Source organism: Macrococcus lamae (genome assembly GCF_004359545.1).
Taxonomy (GTDB): Bacteria; Bacillota; Bacilli; order Staphylococcales; family Staphylococcaceae; genus Macrococcus; species Macrococcus lamae.
In genome coordinates this window covers 54,358-78,771 of the sequence record NZ_SCWB01000013.1, presented here as the reverse complement: position 1 = coordinate 78,771, position 24,414 = coordinate 54,358, and the positions used below count along the sequence as shown (strand labels likewise).

26 protein-coding genes are annotated in these 24,414 nt (G+C 36.7%); 17 read left to right on the top strand and 9 right to left on the bottom strand.

Annotated features, from left to right (window positions below; translation table 11 throughout):
- Positions 1–117: 117 nt before the first annotated feature.
- Complete coding sequence (locus ERX29_RS08220; protein ID WP_243720012.1) at positions 118–1,302, bottom strand: DNA cytosine methyltransferase; 1,185 nt, start codon at positions 1,300–1,302, stop codon at positions 118–120.
- A gap of 95 nt (positions 1,303–1,397) precedes the next feature.
- Here ERX29_RS08220 and ERX29_RS08215 point away from each other — a divergent pair, with 95 nt between their 5' ends.
- The 6 genes from ERX29_RS08215 to ERX29_RS08190 all read left to right on the top strand — a co-directional run bounded on the left by ERX29_RS08215 (position 1,398) and on the right by ERX29_RS08190 (position 7,964).
- A complete protein-coding gene (locus tag ERX29_RS08215; protein ID WP_133444234.1) occupies positions 1,398–2,279 on the top strand; it encodes a hypothetical protein in 882 nt (293 codons plus the stop codon).
- 173 nt (positions 2,280–2,452) lie between these two features.
- Positions 2,453–3,262 (top strand): HNH endonuclease, encoded by an 810-nt coding sequence (locus ERX29_RS08210; protein ID WP_133444233.1) that lies wholly within the window; start codon positions 2,453–2,455, stop codon positions 3,260–3,262.
- A 140-nt stretch (positions 3,263–3,402) separates the two neighbouring features.
- Positions 3,403–3,618 carry a hypothetical protein gene (locus ERX29_RS08205; protein WP_133444232.1) on the top strand — a complete coding sequence of 72 codons (216 nt, stop codon included), beginning with the start codon at positions 3,403–3,405 and terminating at the stop codon, positions 3,616–3,618.
- 41 nt (positions 3,619–3,659) lie between these two features.
- Entirely contained in the window at positions 3,660–4,097 is a 438-nt protein-coding gene (locus ERX29_RS08200) for a PDDEXK family nuclease (RefSeq protein WP_133444231.1), read from the top strand.
- A gap of 9 nt (positions 4,098–4,106) precedes the next feature.
- A complete protein-coding gene (locus tag ERX29_RS08195) occupies positions 4,107–5,375 on the top strand; it encodes an RNA polymerase subunit sigma-70 (RefSeq protein ID WP_133444230.1) in 1,269 nt (422 codons plus the stop codon).
- Positions 5,376–5,378: 3 nt separating this feature from the next.
- Entirely contained in the window at positions 5,379–7,964 is a 2,586-nt protein-coding gene (locus tag ERX29_RS08190) for an SNF2-related protein (RefSeq protein ID WP_133444229.1), read from the top strand.
- A 60-nt stretch (positions 7,965–8,024) separates the two neighbouring features.
- Here ERX29_RS08190 and dcm read toward each other — a convergent pair whose 3' ends face one another.
- The gene (dcm, locus tag ERX29_RS08185) at positions 8,025–9,263 is read right to left on the bottom strand and encodes a DNA (cytosine-5-)-methyltransferase (RefSeq protein WP_133444228.1); all 1,239 of its coding nucleotides are present in this window, start codon (positions 9,261–9,263) and stop codon (positions 8,025–8,027) included.
- Positions 9,264–9,404: 141 nt separating this feature from the next.
- On the opposite strand from dcm, the gene ERX29_RS08180 reads away from it, so the two are divergent.
- From ERX29_RS08180 to ERX29_RS08160, 5 genes are all read left to right on the top strand, one after another.
- On the top strand, positions 9,405–9,872 hold the full coding sequence (locus ERX29_RS08180; RefSeq protein WP_133444227.1) for a very short patch repair endonuclease: 468 nt from the start codon (positions 9,405–9,407) through the stop codon (positions 9,870–9,872).
- 73 nt (positions 9,873–9,945) lie between these two features.
- Positions 9,946–11,331 (top strand): Sau3AI family type II restriction endonuclease, encoded by a 1,386-nt coding sequence (locus tag ERX29_RS08175; RefSeq protein ID WP_133444226.1) that lies wholly within the window; start codon positions 9,946–9,948, stop codon positions 11,329–11,331.
- An 11-nt stretch (positions 11,332–11,342) separates the two neighbouring features.
- Positions 11,343–11,837 carry a hypothetical protein gene (locus ERX29_RS08170; protein WP_133444225.1) on the top strand — a complete coding sequence of 165 codons (495 nt, stop codon included), beginning with the start codon at positions 11,343–11,345 and terminating at the stop codon, positions 11,835–11,837.
- A 411-nt stretch (positions 11,838–12,248) separates the two neighbouring features.
- A complete protein-coding gene (locus ERX29_RS08165; protein ID WP_133444224.1) occupies positions 12,249–12,608 on the top strand; it encodes a hypothetical protein in 360 nt (119 codons plus the stop codon).
- A gap of 249 nt (positions 12,609–12,857) precedes the next feature.
- The gene (locus ERX29_RS08160; RefSeq protein WP_133444223.1) at positions 12,858–13,217 is read left to right on the top strand and encodes a nuclear transport factor 2 family protein; all 360 of its coding nucleotides are present in this window, start codon (positions 12,858–12,860) and stop codon (positions 13,215–13,217) included.
- Between the two features lie 2 nt (positions 13,218–13,219).
- On the opposite strand, the gene ERX29_RS08155 is transcribed toward ERX29_RS08160, so the two are convergent.
- Positions 13,220–13,783: a TetR/AcrR family transcriptional regulator gene (locus ERX29_RS08155; RefSeq protein ID WP_133444222.1), complete on the bottom strand. Its 564-nt coding sequence runs from the start codon at positions 13,781–13,783 to the stop codon at positions 13,220–13,222.
- Between the two features lie 234 nt (positions 13,784–14,017).
- Between ERX29_RS08155 and ERX29_RS08150 the strand changes: the two genes are divergently transcribed.
- From ERX29_RS08150 to ERX29_RS08130, 5 genes are all read left to right on the top strand, one after another.
- Positions 14,018–14,377 (top strand): hypothetical protein, encoded by a 360-nt coding sequence (locus tag ERX29_RS08150; RefSeq protein ID WP_133444221.1) that lies wholly within the window; start codon positions 14,018–14,020, stop codon positions 14,375–14,377.
- Between the two features lie 40 nt (positions 14,378–14,417).
- A complete protein-coding gene (locus ERX29_RS08145; protein ID WP_133444220.1) occupies positions 14,418–14,831 on the top strand; it encodes a hypothetical protein in 414 nt (137 codons plus the stop codon).
- Between the two features lie 151 nt (positions 14,832–14,982).
- On the top strand, positions 14,983–15,189 hold the full coding sequence (locus ERX29_RS08140) for a DUF6366 family protein (protein WP_133444219.1): 207 nt from the start codon (positions 14,983–14,985) through the stop codon (positions 15,187–15,189).
- Positions 15,190–15,293: 104 nt separating this feature from the next.
- The gene (locus tag ERX29_RS08135; protein ID WP_133444218.1) at positions 15,294–16,730 is read left to right on the top strand and encodes a 6-phospho-beta-glucosidase; all 1,437 of its coding nucleotides are present in this window, start codon (positions 15,294–15,296) and stop codon (positions 16,728–16,730) included.
- A 105-nt stretch (positions 16,731–16,835) separates the two neighbouring features.
- A complete protein-coding gene (locus ERX29_RS08130; protein ID WP_133444217.1) occupies positions 16,836–18,263 on the top strand; it encodes an MDR family MFS transporter in 1,428 nt (475 codons plus the stop codon).
- A gap of 66 nt (positions 18,264–18,329) precedes the next feature.
- On the opposite strand, the gene ERX29_RS08125 is transcribed toward ERX29_RS08130, so the two are convergent.
- From ERX29_RS08125 to ERX29_RS08105, 5 genes are read right to left on the bottom strand one after another with little or no spacing between them, the layout of a single operon-like run.
- Complete coding sequence (locus ERX29_RS08125) at positions 18,330–19,085, bottom strand: hypothetical protein (RefSeq protein WP_133444216.1); 756 nt, start codon at positions 19,083–19,085, stop codon at positions 18,330–18,332.
- Positions 19,086–19,098: 13 nt separating this feature from the next.
- On the bottom strand, positions 19,099–19,773 hold the full coding sequence (locus tag ERX29_RS08120; protein ID WP_133444215.1) for an ABC transporter permease: 675 nt from the start codon (positions 19,771–19,773) through the stop codon (positions 19,099–19,101).
- A gap of 2 nt (positions 19,774–19,775) precedes the next feature.
- Positions 19,776–20,678: an osmoprotectant ABC transporter substrate-binding protein gene (locus ERX29_RS08115; RefSeq protein ID WP_133444214.1), complete on the bottom strand. Its 903-nt coding sequence runs from the start codon at positions 20,676–20,678 to the stop codon at positions 19,776–19,778.
- Positions 20,678–21,322 carry an ABC transporter permease gene (locus ERX29_RS08110; RefSeq protein WP_133444213.1) on the bottom strand — a complete coding sequence of 215 codons (645 nt, stop codon included), beginning with the start codon at positions 21,320–21,322 and terminating at the stop codon, positions 20,678–20,680. Before ERX29_RS08110 ends, ERX29_RS08115 begins: the two co-directional genes overlap by 1 nt.
- A gap of 1 nt (position 21,323) precedes the next feature.
- Positions 21,324–22,448 (bottom strand): betaine/proline/choline family ABC transporter ATP-binding protein, encoded by a 1,125-nt coding sequence (locus ERX29_RS08105; RefSeq protein ID WP_133444212.1) that lies wholly within the window; start codon positions 22,446–22,448, stop codon positions 21,324–21,326.
- Positions 22,449–22,561: 113 nt separating this feature from the next.
- On the opposite strand from ERX29_RS08105, the gene hutG reads away from it, so the two are divergent.
- Entirely contained in the window at positions 22,562–23,488 is a 927-nt protein-coding gene (hutG, locus tag ERX29_RS08100) for a formimidoylglutamase (RefSeq protein ID WP_133444211.1), read from the top strand.
- Here hutG and ERX29_RS08095 read toward each other — a convergent pair.
- On the bottom strand, positions 23,470–24,342 hold the full coding sequence (locus ERX29_RS08095; RefSeq protein WP_133444210.1) for a LysR family transcriptional regulator: 873 nt from the start codon (positions 24,340–24,342) through the stop codon (positions 23,470–23,472). The genes hutG and ERX29_RS08095 overlap by 19 nt on opposite strands.
- Positions 24,343–24,414 lie beyond the last annotated feature (72 nt).

Genomic DNA, 24,414 nt, shown 5'->3' with positions numbered 1-24,414 from the left:
TTGGATCACGTCTTTTCTTAGCCATCTATAGACCTCCTTAAAAAGTTAATTCGATTTTATCACTAAAAAAATAAACTGCGTAGCAGAGTCGTACGCCCTCTACTTACACAGTTTATTTTACAATCCCGATTCTGTAAAAAATTCAGTTATAGGCATGAAAACTTTTTTGGCAAGTATTACAGGTACTGCGTTCCCTATCTGCGTATACTGTCTATTTAGCTGTGAATTCAGATTCACATTATTATTACCAGGACTTATATAATACCAGTCTGGGAAAGTCTGTATTCTTTTTATTTCTTTTACTGACAATCTACGATGATTATCAAGGTCACCAGGTAAACTCCACTTATCCGGACCTAATTTCACCATCTTATCTCCAGATGGATGAAGAGGAGCTTGTCGTCCTGAAGCTTGAATTGTAAAGCTTTGATCTTCCCACTCTTTTTTTCTATTTCGTGACATATAAATTGAAGAAAAACTGCCCTCAAAATATGGACCGGGTTCAGGATTTAAATCGTATATTGCGTCCTTTAATGTAACTCTATTCATTAACGCATCATTTTCTCCATGTGTAGGATTAGGATAGGCATATTTAAATTTTATATCGTTTCTAATACCAACTATAAAAACACGTTGTCTATATTGTGGAACTCCGTAGTCCCGAGCATTTAATAATTTATAATCCACTCTATATCCAGCAGCGGCAAAATCTTGAGTTATTTGCTTTATCACTTCACCTTGACCTAATGAGAGCATACCTTTCACATTTTCTGCAACAAAAATTGCTGGTTTAGATTGTGTAATACATCTAATAAAATGAATATATAAGAAGTTTCGTTCATCATCAATTAATCGAGGACCCGCCTCACTGAAACCAGGACATGGAAAACCACCGATAATTAAATCACTTTTTGGGAAATATTTAATACTTCTAATATCTCTTGAATCTTTAACAAAAGTTGCAGGCATATTCTTAATATAGCTTTCATTAGCTTCTTTAAACATATCATTTGAATAATTAATATTATAAATTGAAGTATTGATTATACTATCAAATATAGACTTTTCTTTGAATATAGGGTGGTCGAATTCGAGGTGATCTAATTCTTTAATTCCAGATAAAAGTAAACCTAGATCCATTCCGCCACATCCAGAAAATAAAGAAATTACATTAATTTTATCTTTCCTGTAACTAATATTATTGAGTATTTCTAAGTCCTGATTTGTTTCTGCTATATCGTTATATTCTTCTAATATTTTTTCTCGTAAGATATCTTGTATAGGCTTATCTTCTTTATTCATTAAACTCATTCCATTCCATAAAATATATATTAAGACTGTGAATTTATTGTATCATTAAGTTAAAAAAATGGCCAGTTTTAAAAGAGGAGAATTATATGTCAAAAAATTATAGTGTTTTTGAAACAAGAGTACTTAGTTTGTTTTCTTTAAATACAATCTTTTCATATCAAAATATTGAATATAAAGTAATAAAATCTGGAAAACCACGACCATATAGAGGAGGGGGAGAATGCAAAACCGATTGCTATATTCTACTCGAAGATACAAACAGTGGCTTACAGAAAGAATTGAAAATTTCTTGTAAAATTAGATCATCAAATGAATTTCAAGAAAATAAAATTTCAGCTGGAAGAGCTAAAGAAATTTTTGGTCCTCAATGGGAAAGTATTATTGAAACCCATGCAAAAAGTTTAGAAAATAATTTTAAAAATATAACATTAAATAATCCTCAAGGAAGAGGAAGACTAAGATATGGACATATTATATTAGGATGGAAGTTGGAAATAGCCAGTAAAGCTAGAACATTAAGCAAAAAATTGGAGCTTCCTAAGCAAACTATAATTGAATACATATATAAAGGTATAAATCAAACCCAGGAGAAGAAAGATTCAGTTATTGATTCGAGAATCATAAAAGAATCGGGAGTCGCTAATTATATATTAGTTGCTGATTTGGATGAAATTTTAACGATTGAAGATGTTCTTAATAATATGACATATTTAGATAATTATATAATCAAAGATCATTATTTAATTTTTACTTCTAACAGCTATAATATTGGGAAAAACAAGACAGATGGTAATAGACCATTAGCAGTAAGAGTAGAATGGTCCTATAAAGATGAAGAACTCATTGCGGAAATAAAGTTTGATAACCCTTTAAGCGAAATAAGCAAATCTTTACCTATGAAAAAGAAAGTTGATGAAATATTAAATCATAATCCACATATTAAAGAATTATACATAGATAGTAACTAACTTTTGCTTAAATACATAGATTAATCTAATTCCATTATACAAACGTATGTTCCGACTGGCAATTATTTAATGTATAAATGTGTAACCAGGGTTAAGAATATCTAGACTATATTTTATGAGGGGGTTAGAAATTGTTTTATAAGTTATATTCGCGAGATAATGAAGTCATACAGATGAAAGAAAGGTTTCAAGCTTTCTTTGATGAATTTTATAATTTTGCTAACGACTTATCAGAGAAAGCAGGGCTTGTAAAAAAGACTTCTAATAAAGCAGGATCTTATAGAAACTACTTAGCATTCATATTCGTACTATTTGAAAAGAACTCAAATATCAAAATTTCTGAACCGAATAGTTTAGAGACATATCAACTGATTAGAGCAATGGTAGATAATGACACCTTCAAGTCTTATAACAAAAATGAACATTATTATCCTAGTGCAACGCTTAAATGTTACATTGCCTTCCTTTCAGATCAAAGAATGAGGGAAGAGATGTCTTACGATATGATGATTAATAATGCTTCTGAGCAAGATTTAATTAAAGAAGACAATGAAAATGATGTATTGAATAGTGAAGAGGATAATGACAAGATTAAGGAAAGAAGAAAGAAAATTTTATTGAACGGCAGACTAATTTATCAGAGAAGTATCAAAGAAGTGATATTGGCTAAAGAAAAGTTTGAATGGAAATGCGAAATTAATCCAAAACATGAAACTTTTATTGCTGCTTCTAACAATAAGCCTTACGTAGAAGCTCATCACGTTATTCCTATGGCTGTACAAGAATTGTATGAAAGTTCTTTAGATATTTCAGAAAACATATCTTGTTTATGTCCAACGTGTCATCGGAAAATTCATTTAGCTAAAAGCAAAGAAAAAGGTGAGATGATAGAATATCTGCATTCTAGTAGGAAGGAAATGTATTTCACAAAAAACATAAATGTAAAACTTGACTCTTTATTTAACTATTACAATATATTCTAAATCATATTATAGTAAAATAAATATTAATATAATTTAAGTTGTTAATTGAAATATTTAATAAATTTTAAATGTATTATTTGCGATAAATTATATGAATTCTTGATTATAACAGTTTACTTAGTCCAAGGATGTGTTTATTTGTGATTAATGAAAATGAACTCTATAACAAACTAGATGATAGACTTAAACCATTTCTTAATAAAAGTATTAAAGAAATTAAAAATACATTAGGAATAGAGATTGATAAAAATAAAAATTCTTTAGTTACACTTTCAAAAATCATGATTGGTTTGAATTCAAACAATATAAATATTAACGATAATGGACAAAGAAAAAGAATAATTTTAAAACTATAAGGTTGAATAACGTTGAGGAGCGTTGTGAATCTATGTCTTTTATGCCAATCAAATTTAATGAATGGACGTCAAAAGTTGAGTGGAAACAAACACATATCTATAAATATTTTTCTGAAACTTCATTTGTATTTATCATTTTTCAACAATATTCACATGGAAAAAATAGAGATGATATTGTCTTAAAGGGATACAAATTATGGAAAATGAATAATTTTGATATTAATTTTGGATTAAAAGAAGTATGGAATGAAGTATCATCAATTATTGATGAAGATAGATTGAAATTGATTAAAATTCGGCAATCTAATGGAAAAACTATTATTAGAAATAATCTTCCTGGAAATAATTTTAATTATTTGGGTCATCTTAGACCAGGAGGAAAAAATGGTGATGACAAGGAAATACTATCTACTGGTCAAGAAATAGTTAAGCAAAGATTTTGGCTAAATAAAAGCTATATTAAATCTATAATAGAATAGGAGATAATTATGGAAACAGTTAATTTATTGAATTTATTAGAAAAAGGAATTGTTAAAAAAGGGTCACATGTCATAAACGTTCCAATTAATAGGCCCAATGGACAAAAATATTCAGGCAATACTTATATGATACCACTTGAATATCTTTATTATAATGATCAAAACGGAAGGATAGGAGTTGCTTTATCAGAATATGAGAGCCAAAACGGAAAAGTTACACCTGGTCATAACGAAGAGTACAATATGATTATTCAAGAAATGTTATGCAATGACAGTAACTCTAAAATTAATAAAGAAATGAAGATTCTCAAACAAGATATACTTACTAAAGGACAGCAAGAAGTTGGGTATGTGCTGAACGATGGAAGAGTTATTGATGGAAACAGAAGGTTTACAGCGAAAAGGTTATTACAACAAGATAGTGAAGTTACTGTTGACCAGTATTTTGAAGCAGTTATTCTAGATGAATTATCATTGGAAAATCATCAAGATCATAGATTAATCAAATCTTTAGAGCTCCAAATACAGTTTGGTAGAGTTGAAAAAGTCGACTATGATCCTGTTGACCGAGCAATTGATGCATATAAAACTATTGTGAAAGAAAAAATAATGACAGTAAAAGATTATGCAACCTTTGCTAATCTAAAAACTAATGAGGTTAATAAAAGGATTTTAGAAGCAGAATTAATTCTAAAATTTTTAAAGTTTTCTAATGCAGAATCTGATAATTATTCTTTAGCAAAGCAATTTGACCTTGATGGTCCAATGCAAGATATTATCCCTCAATACAAAAAAATAAAAGGGCAAGAAAATGAAGAATTAATTTTGAATGCTCTTTTCTCTAAATTGATACAGTTAAAAATGTCTAGAGAAGATTTTAAAGGTGAATTTAGACAAATAGTAAAAGAAGTAATAGGAAGCAAAAAAGAAGAAGAATTTTTAGAAGAGATGGAAGAACATACTGATATTATCCAGGATAAATTATCAGAAAAAGAAGTAATTAAAAATAAATTAGAATTAGTAAATGCTTTTGTGGAAGAAGAAGAGCTAGCTGATGCTATTAATAACATTAAAAAAGTATCTAATGTTGTTGTAGAGTCAGTTAAAAATGAGAAGGATTTTAATAAACCGGTTCTACTAGCAAGGAAAGCACTAAATAACTTAAATAGTATGGATCAATCTACTATTAATGAAATAAGTGGTAAAGAAGGCGAAGAATTTTATAAGATTTTACAAGAAATTATTACCTTTATTGAAAATATAAATAATAAGGAATAGAACATGCTTAGAAACCTAGAAAATATTCTAAGCTGCACATATGATTCCACTATAAACGATATTACCAATGACTTTTATATACCTGTTCTGTCAGAAGCAATAGTATATAAAAGAGTTAGTTGCTATTTCTCATCAAAAAGTTTATCTATATATGCGACTGGTTTAGACAAATTTGCTGAAAATGGCGGCTATATGCAACTGATAATCTCAGAAGATATTTCAGAAGATGATTATCAAGAAATCATAAAGGGTTACGAAGAAAGAACAAAGGATGAAATTCTTGATGAAGAAGATTTAAGAAAATTAGGCAACTTAGCTTATTTAATTTCTATTGGTAAAGCCGATGTTAAATTAGGGTTTGTTGATAATGGTCTTTTTCACTCAAAATGGGGTCTATTTAAGGACAAGAACGATGACTACATATACTTTAATGGCTCAAATAATGAAACCGCAAGTGCTATAAATAAGAATTATGAATCTTTTGATGTAGATTATAGCTGGGATACAAGCGCCAATGTTCAAAAAAGAGTAAATGAAAGAATTAGAAAGTTTGATTTACTTTGGGGAAATAGATTTCAAGGAACAACAGTTATAGATATTACCGACTTAACCTACGAAATTATAAAAAAGTACAATAAAGGACAAATTATTCAAATGACTGATTTTAATAATGCGTTGGTATTAAGTATGGAAGATAACCAATTCCTTTTTAAAGATTTTACTGATGGTACTAAAACAAATAAATCTTCATTTGTCTCGAAGTTTTCCGCTTACACTGATGAAGAAAGACCTTTTCCATATTTATCATTAAACATCGACTATTTAAAATTGGAACGAATTATTGATATCGCGAAGAAGCAATCTAAAAAAAAAGAATTTAAATTTATAGTTAGCCCTGAAGTAATAAATTTTATTAATCAAAATAAATATTCAATTGAAGAATATAGAAAAACTGGTTTAACTTTAAAGAATAAAGATGAAAGATGGACACAAGATTTTATAACCTTTTCAAATGTAGTAAATGAAGCAATAGATAGGCCGTTACTTAAAAGACAGTTAGAATCAGCATTTTATATGATGACTCAAAAAAGAGCAGCAAATTTTTCTGTCCCTGGAGCAGGAAAGACTGCAATGATTCTAGGAGTTTTTGCATATTTAAATAGTAAACATATGAAAAATCCTATGAAAAGAATGCTCGTGATATGTCCGAAGAATGCATTTAAATCTTGGAAAGATGAGTTTAAACTCGTCTTTGGTTCAAAGAAATCACTCTATTTACTAAATGTACAGGATGAAAAGATAAGAGAAAATCTATTAGATTTTGAGATTGAATGGTTCCAGGCCAATTTAATTCTTGTAAACTATGAATCTTTAAAAAGATATAGAGAATCTATCATAAAATGTTTAAGATTTGATGCAAACACTATGCTGATATTTGACGAGGTGCATAGAGTAAAGGGACTTTCTTCCTCTCGTGCAGAATATTCACTTGAAATATCCCGTTTTGCAGATTATAAGTATGTACTCACTGGGACTCCGATACCAAACAGTTATCAAGATATTTATAACTTTTTACATATAATGTACTATGACGAATATGATAAACACTTTGGATATCAAACAAATTTCTTAAAGAATCCTAACGCACAAGATGAGTTAATGATTAATGAAAAGTTAAGTCCTTATTTTTGGAGAATAAATAAAGATCAACTTAATGTTCCGAAAGCGGAAGATGATAAAATTATAAAAGTATCTCCCTCAATTGAGCAACTGCAGTTGGCAGAAAGTATTTATCTATCTGGACATAACTCTTTAGCCACATTGATTAGACTCATTCAGTTATCTACGAACCCAGAGTTAATCGCTAAAAGCATACAGTTAAAAGATTTTGGATTAAGCGATGAGGACTATCTAAATGAAGAAGATGAAGCAATTTTAACTGAGCAAATGAAAAATAATTTGAAAAATGCAATTCATAACTCAGCTGTTAAAAATATTGCTAATTGGGATTTAAGCAAGGTAAATAGTCCGAAATTTAACAGAGGAATAGAGTTGATAAAGGAACTTATTGCTGAAAATAAAAAAGTATTAGTCTGGGCGCTTTTTGTTGATACTATCCACAAAATCAAAAATGAGTTAATTAATATTGGAATAAGTACCGAAATTATATATGGAGCAACACCGAACGACGAGCGAGAAGAGATAATTGAAACATATAAAGAAGATAATAACAAAATACAAGTTCTTATATCAAATCCTAATACTCTAGGAGAGTCAGTTTCACTTCATAAGGCTGTACATGATGCAATTTACTTTGAATATAATTTTAATCTTACTTTTATACTGCAATCTAGAGATAGAATACATCGTCTGGGTTTAAATGAGAATGATAAAACAAATTACTATGTTCTAATGACAGATTCTACTCAAGATTATTATAATTTTATAGATGAAAAAATATATGAAAGTTTGAAATTGAAAGAAGAAAGAATGAGAAATGCAATAGATAGTGATATATTAAGACCTGAATTTACAGATACTGAGTTCGAGGAAGCCAAGAGTATAATTATGAGTGAAAGAAAGTTTTAATTTAAAACTTTAAATGGTGTTATATATAAAATGATTCTAGCCTACTCTAATTAGAGTAGGCTAGAAAAGTTTTAACTGTGTCGATTCATCTGTATATTGCATTTCTATATTCTCGATTTCATTACCCATACGAGTAATCAATGGAACCACCAATGCATTCCCCATACAGAAGAAACGCATTTTATCTGGCATTGTATCTGTCCAGTTATCAGGGAACCCGTTCAGACGTTCTGCTTCTACTGGCGTCAACGTTCTATAACCTTTCTCATCTTTGATGAGATGCGTACTTCTATTGATACTCGACTCACTGGTCAGCATTGTACGGGCAGGAGAGTCGAGTGCATCTGTTTCTGACATTCCACCTTCACTGAACGTATACTTGTGACCATCTTTTGTCGTACGTTCTATTTTTTTCGGACCCCTTAAATATTTGAACTTCTCGACTTTTTCCTCAGATAGATAGTACTGATCATCAACTTCATCTTCAAGTATTTCTCCCAAAGTAACAGGTGTTTCATAACGTGGCACTGTATGTGCTGTATAGATCTCACCGTTCCGCATAAACCCTGATGGATGAAAGGTATATGAGAAATTATCTGAGATATCAACGATGTCTTCTGATAATTTGACCGTACTTATACGGTTCTTATAGATTTCATTCGTAATAGGAAACGCTTTTGCGAAGAAGCCGTCTTTAAAGACAATGTTTTCAGCAGATTTCTTGAAGATAGATTTCGCGTATTGATTCTCTCTTCTATAACCGAAGATGAATATACGTCGGCGTTTCTGTGCATTGCCATAGTCAGCTGCATTAATCACGCGCCATTCAATGTCGTAGCCTAGCTCATTAAGCGTTGACAGCATAACTGCGAAGTCTCGTCCACGTTGTGAAGCAGGGGACTTGAGGAGACGATCGACATTCTCAAGTAGAATGTACTTAGGAGCCACATGTTGGATGTATCGTGCAATCTCCCAGAAGAGCACGCCTTTCTTCCCTTGGATACCAAGTTCACCGCTGAGTGACCGTGCAACTGAGTAGTCTTGGCATGGGAATCCGCCGACGATGATATCGACATTTGTGTTTGCCATCTCATAATTGGTTACCTTAGTGATATCCTCATTGCTGTGTATACCTGTTGAGAAATTATGGGTATAGCAATCATAAGCATGCTGGACGAGGCGAGAAGGTTCCCATTGATTGGCCCAAATAATTTCGAACATATGATTTTCTGTGTTCTCCAAGCCGATACGGAAACCTCCGACCCCGGCGAACATTTCTGCAACTTTAAGCTTTTTCATAGGGAACCTCCTTTATATTTAACCTATTAATATTATCATAAATCCAAAGATATTTGATAAATTATCTAGATAAATTATAATATAAATATACCGAACGATCGTTCGTATTTCAATAACTTTGTGATAGAAGAGGTGAATTTCATGAAGAAAAGTGAATATCCTTCAGATAGAAGTTATAATATGTCCCGTATCAAGGGCAAGAATAGCAAGCCAGAAGAAGCGGTGAGAAAGTATCTATATCATCATGGTTTCGGATATAGAAAGAACTACAGAAAGCTACCTGGCTCTCCTGATATTTATCTACCGAAATATAAAACTGCTATCTTTGTGAATGGCTGCTTCTGGCATGTCCATAACTGTGGGAAATTCGTTATGCCGAAATCCAATCAGGAATTCTGGCAAGCGAAGTTCAACAGGAATGTTGCGCGGGATGAAAAGAACATTGAAGAGCTGACAAATATGGGATACAAGGTGATTGTTCTCTGGGAATGTGGACTGGATAAAGAAATAGCAGAAGAAACTCTGGAAGAGCTGGTTGAGATGATTGTCGATGAAAGTGAAGATATGAGGCTAAGGGAGATGTCTTTGTATTGTGATTGGGATGAATAACTATTCTTTGAAGTGTCAATATCTGTTATAATTCCACTTAACAAATATGTTTGGCTGAATTTGAGGTGGAGACTTGAATTATCAATATGATGAAACATGGACTGAAGAGGATATATTTACCCGTGCTAAGGAATTAGAAGGTATATCACTTAAAGATATTATTCATGCTGATAGTCTGAACAATAAGAAGAACAAGGGCGGTATCGGTAATGCGATTCAGGCAGATTATTTCGGTATCGCAGCGAACAGTCGGCAGGAAGCCGATTTTCATCACCATAATATTGAACTGAAGGTTCATCCGATCAAGAAGAATACTAAAGGATTTGTCGCCAAAGAGCGGCTGGTCTTATCGATGATTGACTTCATGAAGCGTAATCAGCTGTCTTTCCGAGACAGCATGGTCTATAAGAAGACTGAGTCCATGCTGATTATCTTCTATCTTCATGAAGAGAATGTTGATCCTATGGAATTCAAGATATTGAAAGTCAGTCATTTCAGATTGAATGATAAAGATTTCAATATCGCTTCAATGGATTATACTAAAATTCATACAATCATTGATAAAGGAGAGGCTCATCTTCTCACTGAAAAGGGCTATGACATATTGGCACCTGCCCGTAAAGGCGGAGGTAAAGACAAAGACTTAAAAGTCCAGCATGCCAGTCATATTAAAGCGAAATCCCGTGCGTACAGCTATAAGTCAAACTTCATGACGACATACTATAGAAGATTAGTGGATAAGAATATACATATTATTGACCCTAAAGAAAACTTTAAGAAATTTGTCATCCAAAGTCTGGATGAATTCAAAGGACATACTTTGGATGAACTTAAAAGTATGATTGATACTTACAAGCATACGATTCCTGGAAATAACGATAAATCTCAGATTCCTAAAATACTGTCTAAATTATTAGGTGCAAAGAATGGCAATATCAATTCTACAGATGAGTTCATAGCGAATGGCTTTGAGATGAAGACAGTAGTCAGATATAACAAAGTTATCAAAGGCTCACATAAAAAAACAGATCAGGACATGTCGTTCAGAAACATTGATTTCTTCGATATTGACCATAATGAATTTGAAGATAGCGAATGGTACACCATGTTTACTGAGACAATTTACATTCTCTGCTTATTCAAGGAAGATGATAGCGGTGAATTAATCTTCACAGACTACATCTTTCATTCGTTTGATGATAAGTTTATGGCGAAACTTAGGGATTTATTCGAACGGACTAAGAAAAATCTTCCTCATGCCAAACAGACAAAAGATTATAACGGAAACTATACAGATGTCACACTGACATCAAAGAGTGCCCATTATCCTCTGCAGATACGTACGAAGTATACCGGACAGTCGAAGTTTGTAGAACTACCGAATGGCAATGAAATCACTAAGAAGTGTCTGTTTGTGAACAAGAATTATATTGATGAAATATTTGGATTGTATGTTTAGAAGGAGCACCTATGATAGCTAAATATCAAATTCCTATTAAATCTTTGTTAAGTGGTGTAATCCCGCCTTCAAAATATCGAATTAGTTTCAACCTTACTCAAAATCAATTTGCCCATATTCTATCGTCAACAAACAAAGATAGCTGGGAAATCATGTTGATGATGGAACCTCGTATACATAGCAGGACGAGTCCATATGGTCTGAACCGACTGATGTCAATCAATAACTGGAGAGAGGTTTCGATACCTAATCCACATTTTGATGGATATTATGGGCACGTAACAGGTCTATCTTCTGAAGAAGTAATGAATTATTTCAAGGCTTGGCAGCAAAAGAAACGGTTGCCGCAGATTACTTTTATTTTCAAAAGAGACGTGATTATCAAATTTGGTGTTGATTATATGTACATTATCTCAGGTGATAAAGAATGGATTAAACTTATGAAGGATGAACTCGTTGCTCTCAGAGAAAATTCTAAAATATTTAAATTAACGATAGATATTTAAAAACCAGCTCCTTATCCAAGGAACTGCTTTCTTTTAATCCTGAAGTTTTAAAAAGCTCTTTATGATCTAAAATTTTAGAGAGCTGCATTATAACATTAAAAATAGCCATGTTATTATAAGCACAGCTTTTATCATTTGTCGTTCTTAAACCATTGACCACCAAAAAGAATCGCAAACATGACAATAGCTAGTAATATTATCAGCATAGTTACGCTCATCATTTAACCTCCTTAAATGGCACTTGGTTTAACTTTACACTTTAATTATAGAGTTGAATTTTTTAATATCAAATGATTTCGCCTTTCGCTTCGGCTTCTAGCTCTTTTATCCGTTTATCCTACAAAACTTGTAGGGTTTCAAGTATAATATCTTAAGAGTAGTATTTAACTTACATCTCAGGAGAGAATTCATATGACATATTTACATATATTAATGGCTATTCAGAACCAAAACATAGAGGAGTTCAGACACGTCATGGATGAGGATGTGATTCTGACAGTCGTCAATCCAGATAACACGGATTACACTGGTGGTTATAATGATGTGATTGCGAGGATTGAAAAGGCATTTGAGATTGAAAACGACTGGGACTTTGATCTCACGAATCGCATTGAACGTAAGGATAGTGAACTGTTGTTTATCAATGTTTTTAGCAAGGAGAAGAACGGTACTCGGTCATATAACGCTGTCTGGATTTTAACCTGCACTAAAGGGAAGGAATCCGGTTTCTTAAAGCGAGTTCATATAGAAGTCATTAGTGACACAAGATAGATTGTACATTCGGAGTTCCTTTATGGAGCTCTTTTTTTGTTCCTGTTTTCAGTTCTTCGTGATCTGCGATGATGTCTTCCAGCACTTCGATAATCGGTTTCATTCAGCTGCCTCCTCTACTTGTTTACGCTATATATCGAAGCGGTTTCGTATGGAGGGTTTCAGTGCTGACGTCCTTATCTTTTTATGTAGAATATCAGTGGTGCTTGGTATATGATGAAAGTATCAAAATAGCAGAGGGTAAAACACATGACTTATTTACATTTAATGATGGCTGTTCAGAATCAGAATACGGATGAATTATTGAAGTTATTCCATGAGGATGTGGAATTGACGCTCGTCGATCATGATGATACGTCCAGTCTTGGAGGTTTCGAGGAGATTCGTGACCGGATTGCAGCGACGTTTGCGTTAGACTGTACGTGGGACTTTGACGTCATCAACCGTGTGGAGCGTGGAAAGGATGAGATTGTCTTCATCAAAGCATCAAGAGAGCAGAAGAGTACTGAGCAGAAATATGTGGCGATCTGGATTGTCACATGTGAGAAGGGGAAGATTGAGAACTTCATCAAAAGGTTCCATATTGAAGTCATCAGCCTGCAGAACTGACGCTATGATTCTTTAATATTCTGTCTGACAATACTGCCTGGTCCGTTAATGATGATCTCATTGAAATAGCGAATCAGGTCTTCTTTTGGAATGCGGTGATCATCTTTGATCCAGTGTGAGATGAGTGACAGCCCGGCTCCAGCTGCGTAGCTCATAAAGTAGCTGAACGGAATATGGCCGATCGTATCATCAATATCTTTAAAGGTTTCGAGATGCTGATAGACAAGGGTGTAGAGTTTATCCTGTATCTCTGAATCCCGGCCCATCTTGAACAGTAACTCAAACCACGGCATATGTTCGTCTATCTGTTCAACCAGGTTGGCTGTCAGCTGTGTTCCGTCATAAGTCTCTGTATTAATGGAGTTAAATATATCTGCTATCAGCGCATCTTCAATCTTCTCAAGCAGATCATACTTATCAAGATAATGCGCGTAGAACGTACTTCTGTTGATATCCGTACTATCAGCGATCTGCTGGACCGTCACTTCTTTGAAAGATTCCTGCTGCAGCAGTTTGAAGAACGCCTGCTGAATAGTCTGCTGTGTTTTTCTGATACGTCTATCCATAAGTCACCTTACTTTTCCTTGATGATTGTTGATGCTATCGTACCATAAGTATACGACCATTGTGGCTCGTAAATTGTGAACTGCACAATTGATTTACCTGAATGAAATAATTTAACGCTTTAAGGTATAAAAGAAATTTAATTGCAGTTGGTTATCGTGATCTTATAAGGGAAATGTAATAATTATATGATAGTAGAAAATTAACTGTGTTTCTAGTAAAAATGGAGGAATCACATGACTTATCTACATGCACTGTTGGCTTGTCAAAATCGTGATTACGAAAAATTTAAACGGCTGCTTCACAAAGATGTTGAGTTAAAGGCAGTCTTTTATGACGGTTCAGAATTTAAAGGAACAGTTGATGAAGGATTAGAACTCATACGTGAAACGATTGAAAAAGAAAATCACTGGGATTTTGAAGTAATCACTCGTTTAAACCGTCGTAATGAAGAAATTGTCTTTCTCAATGTTACTAGAGCAGAAAAACATACAAATTATAAGATAAATGCCGTAATCATTATTCTATGTGATACATCAAAATCTGAAGGCTATATAAGGAAACTCCATCTTGAAGTGGGTGAATATTCTACGTAATGAACTGTTTAACCTACTATATTGAAGGGAGGATTTCGTTATGTCTCATCTAGATATATTAATGGCTTGTCAGAACAAGGATGTCACCCTGTTTAAGAAGCTGCTGCATGAGGATGTCGTAATGACGATAACAGGGTATAATAATTACAATTTTACCGGAGATTATAATGATGTGGTAGAAGTGCTGAATGCCGAATTTAAAGATGACTATCATGCCGAGTTCGAAGTATTTAATCAAGTTGAACGAGACTCGGAAAATGTTATCTTCATCAAAGTAAGTCGTGAACAAATCAACAGCGGTGACAAAGATAACGCAGTGTGGGTGCTGACCTGTGATAAGAATAAAACAGAACACTACTTAAGAAAAATCCATGTGGAAGTCGTTGAAATGGATCAACGGCATTTCGAGGTTTTAGAAGAAATTCAAACTGGTAATGATGAAATGCATTTCTAAAGAAGAAGTGTGGTTCAGCTTAAAGGATGCATTTTATTTTATATGCACGATTGATTATCAATGATACCGTTGCTCAAATGTACATCAGTTATTCGCTATTTAATTTGATAGGTATTATTATCAAGTATAACATTATTAGGAGGAGAACGAGATGGATTCTAACAGCCCGGAATATAAGCGAGAAAAATTGAGACAGGAAGAACTTAAAAATAACGCTATCGGTAACTTCAATGATTCGCTGAACGAATCGCAACGAGGAATGGCTGATTTCACAGGTGGTATGAGCAGTAAGATGCTCGGGATAGTGATTGTAGTATTGCTCTTATTGATAGCTGTAGCGTGGATGATTTTTAATTAGACGGTCTCGTTCTATAAGTGTTGTTCATTATCCATTATGCACTCCTCATCATAGTTGTAAGTATATAATAGCAATTGATAATACTGTAAGCAGGAGGAAGACAAATGACTCATTTACCAGAAGATTTTATGTGGGGCGGCGCATTAGCTGCGCATCAGTTTGAAGGTGGCTGGAATCAAGGTGGCAAAGGTCCTTCTGTAGTTGATGTGCTGACAGCAGGTGCTCATGGTGTGCCTCGTCGTATTACCGACAAAGTAGAGACGGATGAGTTTTACCCGAACCATGAGTCTATTGATTTTTATTCCAATTATAAAGAAGATGTCGCATTGTTTGCAGAGCTTGGATTAAAGGTGTTGCGTACGTCTATAGGTTGGACACGTATTTTTCCGAAAGGTGATGAAACAGTCCCGAATGAAGAAGGGTTACAGTTCTACGATAATGTTTTCGATGAATTATTGAAACATGGGATTAAGCCAGTCATTACTCTTAGTCACTTTGAAATTCCACTTCACATAGCACGTGAATACGGTGGATTTCGCAGTCGTAAAGTCGTTGATTTCTTTGTTCGTTTCGCGGAAGTTGTGTTCGAGCGCTACAAGAATAAAGTGGAATACTGGATGACATTCAATGAGATCAATAACCAGATGGATGTCAATAATCCGTTGTTCCTTTGGACGAACGCCGGCATTCAAGTGGAAGAGGGCGAAGATGCACGTGCTGTAATGTATCAGTCAGCGCATCATCAGCTACTGGCTAGTGCTAGAGCAGTTCAAGCTGGTAAGAAAATCAATCCTGACTTTAAGATCGGAGCGATGGTCTCTCATGTACCGGTTTATCCATTCTCGTGTCATCCGAAAGATATTATGGCGGCGGAAATCGCTAACCGTGAACGTTTCTTCTTTCCGGATGTCCAAGTGAGAGGGAAATATCCTGCCTATGCTCTGAAGGAATTGGAGCGCTTAGGCGTCTCTCTTCCGATTGAAGAGGGAGATGAAGACGTTCTCGCAAATGGGACTGTTGATTACCTGGCATTCAGTTATTATATGTCCACTGTCGTCAAGCATGATGCAGTGAATACTGGCAGTGACAGTATTATCAATGGTGGTCTGGACAACGGAGTGGATAATCCATACCTTAATGCATCAGACTGGGGATGGGCGATTGATCCAGATGGCTTGAGATATACATTGAATACACTTTATAACCGTTATCAACTTCCATTGTTCATCGTCGAGAATGGCTTCGGTGCTGTTGACGAAATTGTTGATGAGAAAATTCATGACGCATCACGTATTGAATACTTCAGAAGCCATATAGCAGCTGTCAAAGCGGCAGTGCTTGAAGATGGCGTTGATCTGATGGGATATACACCGTGGGGAATTATAGATGTTGTTTCTTTCACAACTGGTGAAATGAAGAAACGTTATGGCATGATTTATGTAGACCGTGATAACGAAGGTAATGGCTCGATGAAACGAATGAAAAAGGATTCCTTCGCCTGGTATAAAAATGTCATTGAAACAAACGGTGCTAAGCTTTAAATAAGAACAAACTAGATATGCAATGATATTTCTGTTAATATTTATAGTTGTTAACAATAAAAATATGGTGAGCGGTGAAAACCGCTCATTTTTTTTGGAGGTTTTATGAAGAAGTCGACAATTATTATGGTGACCTTTCTCATGGGTGCATTCTTTATGATTTTAAATGAGACACTGCTCAATATTGCACTGACTGAACTGATGGAAGTCTTTCATGTCGATGCGCCGACTGTTCAGTGGCTTGCGACAGGTTTTATGCTCGTTATGGGAATTTTAATGCCGCTGTCTGCTACGCTCATTCAATGGTTTACGACACGTCAGATGTTTATGGGTCTTCTTATCATCTTTTTAATCGGAACTTTAATCGCTGGATTTGCCGTTAACTTCCCGATGATTCTTGCCGGTCGTATGATTCAAGCAGCAGGTACGGGTCTGATGATTCCAACGATTATGAATGCCATGCTGTTATTATTCCGGCCGGAGGAACGCGGTAAAGTTATGGGTAACTTTGGTCTGGTTATTATGTTTGCCCCGGCGCTTGGACCGACTTTGTCCGGTGTCATAGTCGATACACTGGGTTGGCGCTGGTTATTTTTCGGCGTTGCACCATTTATCGTCTTTTCATTACTATTCGCCTGGCGTTACCTCGATAACGTTGGCGAGGTGACCCGACCGAAAGTAGATATCTTGTCTGTTGTGCTGTCAACGATAGGTGTCGCAGGGATTATCTACGGTTTCAGTTCAGTCAGTACCACAGCAGGAGGATTTGCGAGTCCCTTTGTCTTCAGTTTTATTATCATTGGTGTGCTGTCATTCGCAGCGTTTGTCTGGCGTCAGCGTAATCTTGCAGTACCGATGCTTGATTTATCGGTCTTTAAGTACCACAACTATACACGAGGAATGATTATTTTTATTGTTGTGATCATGGCCATGTTTGCTTCAGAAATCGTGATGCCGATGTATCTACAAGGGCCGATGGGATTCTCTGCGAAAATTGCAGGGATGATTCTTCTGCCAGGCGCACTCCTTAATGGTTTTCTATCACCAGTTATGGGACGTATCTTTGACAAGATTGGTCCTCGTAAAATGATGATTCCCGGCATGTTTGTACTCACTGCCATTATGATCTTCTATTCAATGATTCATCCTGGAATTCCAGTGTATATCTTCATTATCGTCTACATCCTTCTCATGGTCAGCATTTCAATGATTATGATGCCGAGTCAGACGAATGCACTGAATGAACTGCCAAAGAGATTATATCCGCATGGTACAGCAGTCAGCAACATGATGCAGCCGATTGCAGGAGCGATGGGTGTATCGATATTTGTCAGTTTAATGACACAGGGTCAGAAGAACGATTTGCGTGATATCGCAAGACCGACAGCTGAACAGGTCAACCATGCATTGACGACCGGTGTTCACCATGCATACTGGTTTGCAATTGCGCTAGTCCTCGTCGGCTTTGTCACGTCGCTGTTCATTACACGCGCGACACCGCCTGAAGGTGAATTCGACGGACCGATGCATTAACAAACCAAAAAAACTGTCTATCTGATACCTTAGTGAAGGTCGAGATAGACAGTTTTTTAATACTCATTATTTTGCCGGCTGCTGAGCCTTTTTTACTTCTTCTGGAATATCGAGTTTGGCATTGTTAATTTTATTGAATGTCGTCACAGCGTTGTTAGTGACAGTGGTCTGATCATTTTTCAACGTCAGTTTATTAGTGATGATATCCAGCTGTTTATTTTCTTTGAAGTGAACGGTAATCGTACCGCTGATTTCAGGATATGCTTTTTCAAGTTCTGTAATGACTTTTTCATTGTCCTTCGTATTGGCAAACAGTTCTTTATACTTGTTGTAGTCATCGAACGTTTCCGTCAATGTATACCCATTCTCTGACTTATATTCTGCATTTTTCAACTGTTCAATCAGCTTGAACTGTGAAGGGTAGAGGAGCGGCTCTGTCTGTGAAATCATCTGTGTACCGACATAGGTAGAGGCGTCAATCCACTCATCATTCTGCTTCAAAATTGTCTTTTTGTTGTAGACATAGAACGTCGCATTTTCAGTATTATTTTTGATTGAGACTTTCTGATTGTCTTTTGCGTCTTTAATGAGACTGAAGTCGACAATAGAAGTGTCCTTGCCTTTTTGTATATCGTTCTTGTAGGTTGATTCATAAGATTTGACGTCTTTAGTGACAGACTTTGCTGCTCTGATCAGCGATGCTGTATCTGTGACTTTTGTTTGCGTGGCAGTGCTGTGAGTTGAGTTGTTTGCAGGTTGATCGCTGCACGCTGTCATGAGTAATATGGAAGCGAGAATCGTAGTAACTAACTGTCTCTTCATAAATAATCTCCTATTAACTAATAGCTGGCTTTCTTCTTCTCTTTAGTGGATCAATCAAGCGTTCGATGAAACCGAGAATAAGGTCTGCAAGAATCGCCATCAACGCTGTTGGAATGGCACCCGCCAGTATAATGGCCTGACCGTCTGTTGCATTTGTCCCTCTAATAATGATGTCACCGAGACTCGGTGCGCCGATGAATGAGCCGATTGCTGTGACGCCGATTGCGATAACCAGTGCAATTCGAATACCGGCGATGATGACTGATAGACTGAGCGGCAGTTCAATCATTGTCAGCTGCTGACGTTTCGTCATTCCCATGCCGCGTCCAGCATCAATGATATGCCGCTCGACAGATTTAATACCGGTGTACGTATTTTTGATAATCGGTAATAAAGAATATAAGAACACTGCTGCAATGACAGTCGTCTTACCAAGTCCGAGTCCAAGCATCAAAATCGCAAGCAACGCGATGGCGGGTACGGTTTGAATGATATTGGCAACTGAGACTACAGGTGCGACGAGCCGCGAATGACGGGCAATCCAGATGCCGATCGGGATACCTACTAATGCAGCGAGCAGCACACCATATATACTGATCAGAAAGTGGTCAAGGAACAGCTGGAAAACGTAACTGTAGTTATCACGATAATAGACTGCAAACTGTTCCAGCGTATTAAGTTTCTCCATCCTTATTTCCCTCCTTCAAAGTAGTTATGTGCTTTTAGAAATTCTTCTGCGACAACAGCAGGTTCTTTGAGATTGTTGTCTACTTCGAAATTCAGTTTCTGCATTTGTTCAGTTGTGACAGTGCCTTCAAGGTTATCAAGAATCTCTTTAATTTCCGGAGCTTTCTCAAGCAGCTCATTGTTCGCTACCGGACTCGCATCATAAGGCGGGAAGAACTGCTTATCGTCTTTCAGTATGACTAAATCGTAACTCTGAATACGGCCGTCTGTCGTATAGCCTAAGACGACATCCATCTTGTTGTTGGCCAGTGCTTCATACACAAGACCAATCTGCATCGGTTTGATATCTTTAAACTGATAGCTGTATTTTTTCTGAAATCCTTTATAGCCATCACCTTCACGCTTAATCCATGTAACGTCAACACCTGCACGGAGCTTATCAGCAACTTTCTCCATATCGCTGACAGTTTTAAGGTTATATTTCTTTGCTGTTTCTTTCGTCACCATAAAGGCAAATGTATTTTCAAAGCCATAGGATTTAAAGTACGTCTGGTCAAATTTGTCCTCAAAACCTTTAACAACGACACTTCTTGCCTTCTCAGGATCAGTGATCGGATCCATCTGCAGAGCGGAAGTTAAGTCTGTTCCGGTATAGCGGACGGCTGATAGGTTGACATCACCGCGTAACATCGCTTGGTGAAGTACAGTTCCGGAACCAAGGTTGTTAATCAGCTCTACAGGATAGTCAGTATTGCGTTCAACAAGAATCTTAATCATATGTGCTAAAATCTGACTTTCTGATATATAAGCAGCACCGATTTTTACAGTGACATTGTCTTGTTCGTCATTACCACAGGCAGAGAGTAGCAACGTAAAGGCGAGGAGGAGCAGTAAAAGTCGTTTCATTATTTATCCTCCTTAGTGACTTGCAATCCGTTTGGAGTCGTCCAATGCTCGACGCGTGCAAGAATAAAATCAATGATTAATGCAAGCAGGGTAACAATGACCGCACCTGCAATAATTAAGTCGGGACGGTATAAGTTTAGTCCATTGAAAATAAAATCACCGAGTCCACCGGCTCCTATATAAGATGCTAGTGTGGCCCAGCTGATTGCATAGACAGCAGATAATCTGATACCACTCATAATGACGGGAATCGCCATTGGAAATTCCACCATTCTTAATAACTGGCTTGTCGTCATTCCCATCGCACGACCTGCTTCAATCGCCGTCGGATCAACCGATTTCACACCAAGATACGTATTGTTCAGAATCGGCAGTAAGACATATAGAAACAGTGCGACCACTGCCGGCAATGTACCGATACCAAATATCGGAATCATGATCGCTAAAATCGCAAGAGATGGAACCGTCTGAAGCACACTGGTGAGAGTCAGCACGATTTTTGCGGCTTTTTTGGAGCGTGTCAGCATAATACCTAGTGGTACTGCAATGAGTACTGCAGCGAGTAGTGATAGCAGGGAGATTGATAGATGTTCTATCGTCTTCGTCAATAGCTCAGACTGGTTTTCTTTAATAAAATCAAACATCTTAATCCTCCTCAGTACCCCAAATCGTGTCATAGACGATATCGACTAAATGGGCACGTGTTACGACGCCGACGATTCGTCTTTTATGGTCAACGACTGGTATAATGCGGATGTTTCGCTTTAATATCGTTCTGACAGTATCTTGCAGCATGACACCGCTTTGAACTGCATAAGTATTTGTACGCATGATCTGAGATAAACTCTGGAACTTTTTATGTGACACAAGTAAGTCTTCAATATCGACGTGGCCGAGCATGACATTCTGGTTGTCAACGATGAACAATGTATCGACACGTCGGTCACGCATCAGCTCAATCGCTTCGTTGATTGATTTTTCAGCGGTGATTGTGATTGGTTTAATCATGGCTTCGTCTACAGAACGGACATTTGGTCGTGCTTGAATTAAGCGATTTTCACCGATAAAATCACGGACAAAGTCATTTGCAGGATGGCTTAAAATATTATCAGGTGTATCAAGCTGAATGACTTCACCGTGACTCATGATGACGATTCTGTCAGCGAGTTTAATTGCTTCATCCATATCATGTGTAACCATAATAAAGGTTTTGTTGAACTTGACCTGAAGCTCTTTCACTAAATCCTGCAGAGTATCACGTGTAATGGGATCCAATGCACCGAAAGGCTCGTCCATCAGTATAATATCCTGATCTGCTGCCAGCGCGCGTATGACACCGATTCGTTGCTGCTGCCCACCGGACAATTGAGACGGATACATATCTAGATAGGATAGCGGCAGGTCAACTAATTGGATTAATTCCTCAGCTTTCTTGTTCTTATCTTCTTCTGACCATTTCAGTAGTTTTGGGACAAGTGTAATGTTGTCTCGGATGGTCATATGAGGAAGTAATCCAATCTGTTGAATCACGTAACCGATATTTCGACGTAATGTGACCGGGTTCATCTGCTGAATATTATTGCCGTTCAAGAGAATTTCACCGCTTGTCGGGTCAATCATCCGGTTAATCATTCTCATCGCTGTCGTTTTACCTGAACCACTTGTACCGATAAAAGCGATGAACTCACCTTTTTGAATGGTCAAGTCAAGATTAGCGACTGCTTTTTTACCTCCGCGGTATATTTTTGATACATTTTTAATTTCTAACATAAAATCCTCCATGTTGTGTCAAATTTAAATTGATGACGTATAGCTATTTATTTTATCATATTTATAGGGTAATCACTAATCGAGGTTATGACTTAAATAAGGGGATGAGTTTAATGTATTTATTACCGGATCAATCATTATGGTCAGGAAGACTGGACAGTGAGCATGAGTCCAGTCACTACAGATATTTTCAGACGGTGGATTTAACTGGTGAACAAAGTGAGGCAAAAGTGGCACTGCTCGGTTATGCTGTAGACGAAGGGGTCAGACTGAATAAAGGGAGAACAGGAGCTGCGGCGGGACCGGATGCCATCCGACAAGCATTTGCAGGACTGCCGGTTGTCAATCATATCAATGTGAAGGATGCCGGGAATATTCAGCATGACAGCGGTCAATTAATATCAACGCAGCAGGAATATGCCGAGCGTGCAGCAGAACTGATGACACAACATCCAATGACCTTTTTACTCGGTGGTGGTCATGATATTGCTTATGCACAGTATTTGGCGATGAAACAAGTCTTTCCCCACCAATCTATCGGTGTCATCAATATTGATGCTCACTTTGATACCCGGCATGTTGGCGAGTCGACATCCGGTACTAGTTTCAGTCAGATCATTGACGATGATGACCAAGCAGGCTACCTTGTGCTCGGCATACAACCGAGCGGTAATACGCGGGCATTATTTGATTATGCTGAGACGCATGACGTGAGCTATGTGCTGGCGGAAGCATTTGATGACGGGATTTCTGATGAAGTATCAGCTAAGATTCAGCAATTTATCGAGCACTATGACGTCATCTTGTTCACTCTCTGTATGGACGTCATCGACAGCGCCTTCGCACCAGGCGTAAGTGCGCCGGCAGTACTCGGATTGTCATCGCATGTTGTAGCAAAACTAGCTGGCAAGATTGCAGCGTCTGACAAAGTCAGCTCGGTCAGCATTGCAGAAATGAATCCGACTTATGACATCGACAACAGAACAGCGAAGCTTATAGCCTATTTAATGAATCACATGATTCAATCAAAGTTCCAGTGATTCTGGCACAACCCTATAAGAGAAAGCACTCTATCTGAGTGTTTTCTCTTTTTTAAATAGTTGAGATGGATAGTCCGGCTGATCTTCGGCCGGATTCTGACCGCATCGAGATGGGCGGTGTTGAATGACTGATAGTAGAACCTCGGAATGACAGCATAGCCCATGCCGCGATGGACGAAGTTCGTCGCGGCTTCAAAGCGGTCGATCTCCATGACGATGTTCGGTCTGACATTCAGGCGGGTGAAATAATCATCGAGATGTTTTCTTACTTGATATTGTTTATTCGGTAATATGAGCGGCAGATTTCTGATGGACAGAGATTTGGCATTATTGAATTCTCCCATAGGGGTAAGGAGGAAATATTCTTCTTCGTAAAGTGGCAGAGAAGTAATATCTGCGTGCTTGATCTCATCATTCGTAATAGCGATATGCACATCGTAGCTCAGCAGCTGTGACTGTGCATCCTGAAGCCCGAGCACCTCATTCACCTGATAGTGCTGTTCATCATACTGCAGACGGTGCTGGTGTATCACTGCCGACATCCACTGACTTGTTGATTCCAGCAGTGATATTTTGATTTTCGGCGAATCACTTATGTTCAGATCATACATCTTCTCTACGGTCTGATGATACTGCTGGACGAGTTCAATGGCATACTGATAGAAGAATGTCCCTTTTTCTGTGATTTTAACATCTTTCGTCGTACGGGTAAGCAGCTGATAACCGAGTTCACCTTCCAGCTTTTTGATCGCGGCAGTCAATGACGGCTGGCTGATATGCAGTAGATCCGCAGCCTTAGTGAAATTATTCTGTTGAACGACCATGATAAAATATTCCAGCTGTAGAATTTTCACTTCACTCAACCTCTATTATAGTTTTTATTTATTAATAAATAGTTTATTAATATTAGTTATCTATAGATTAGC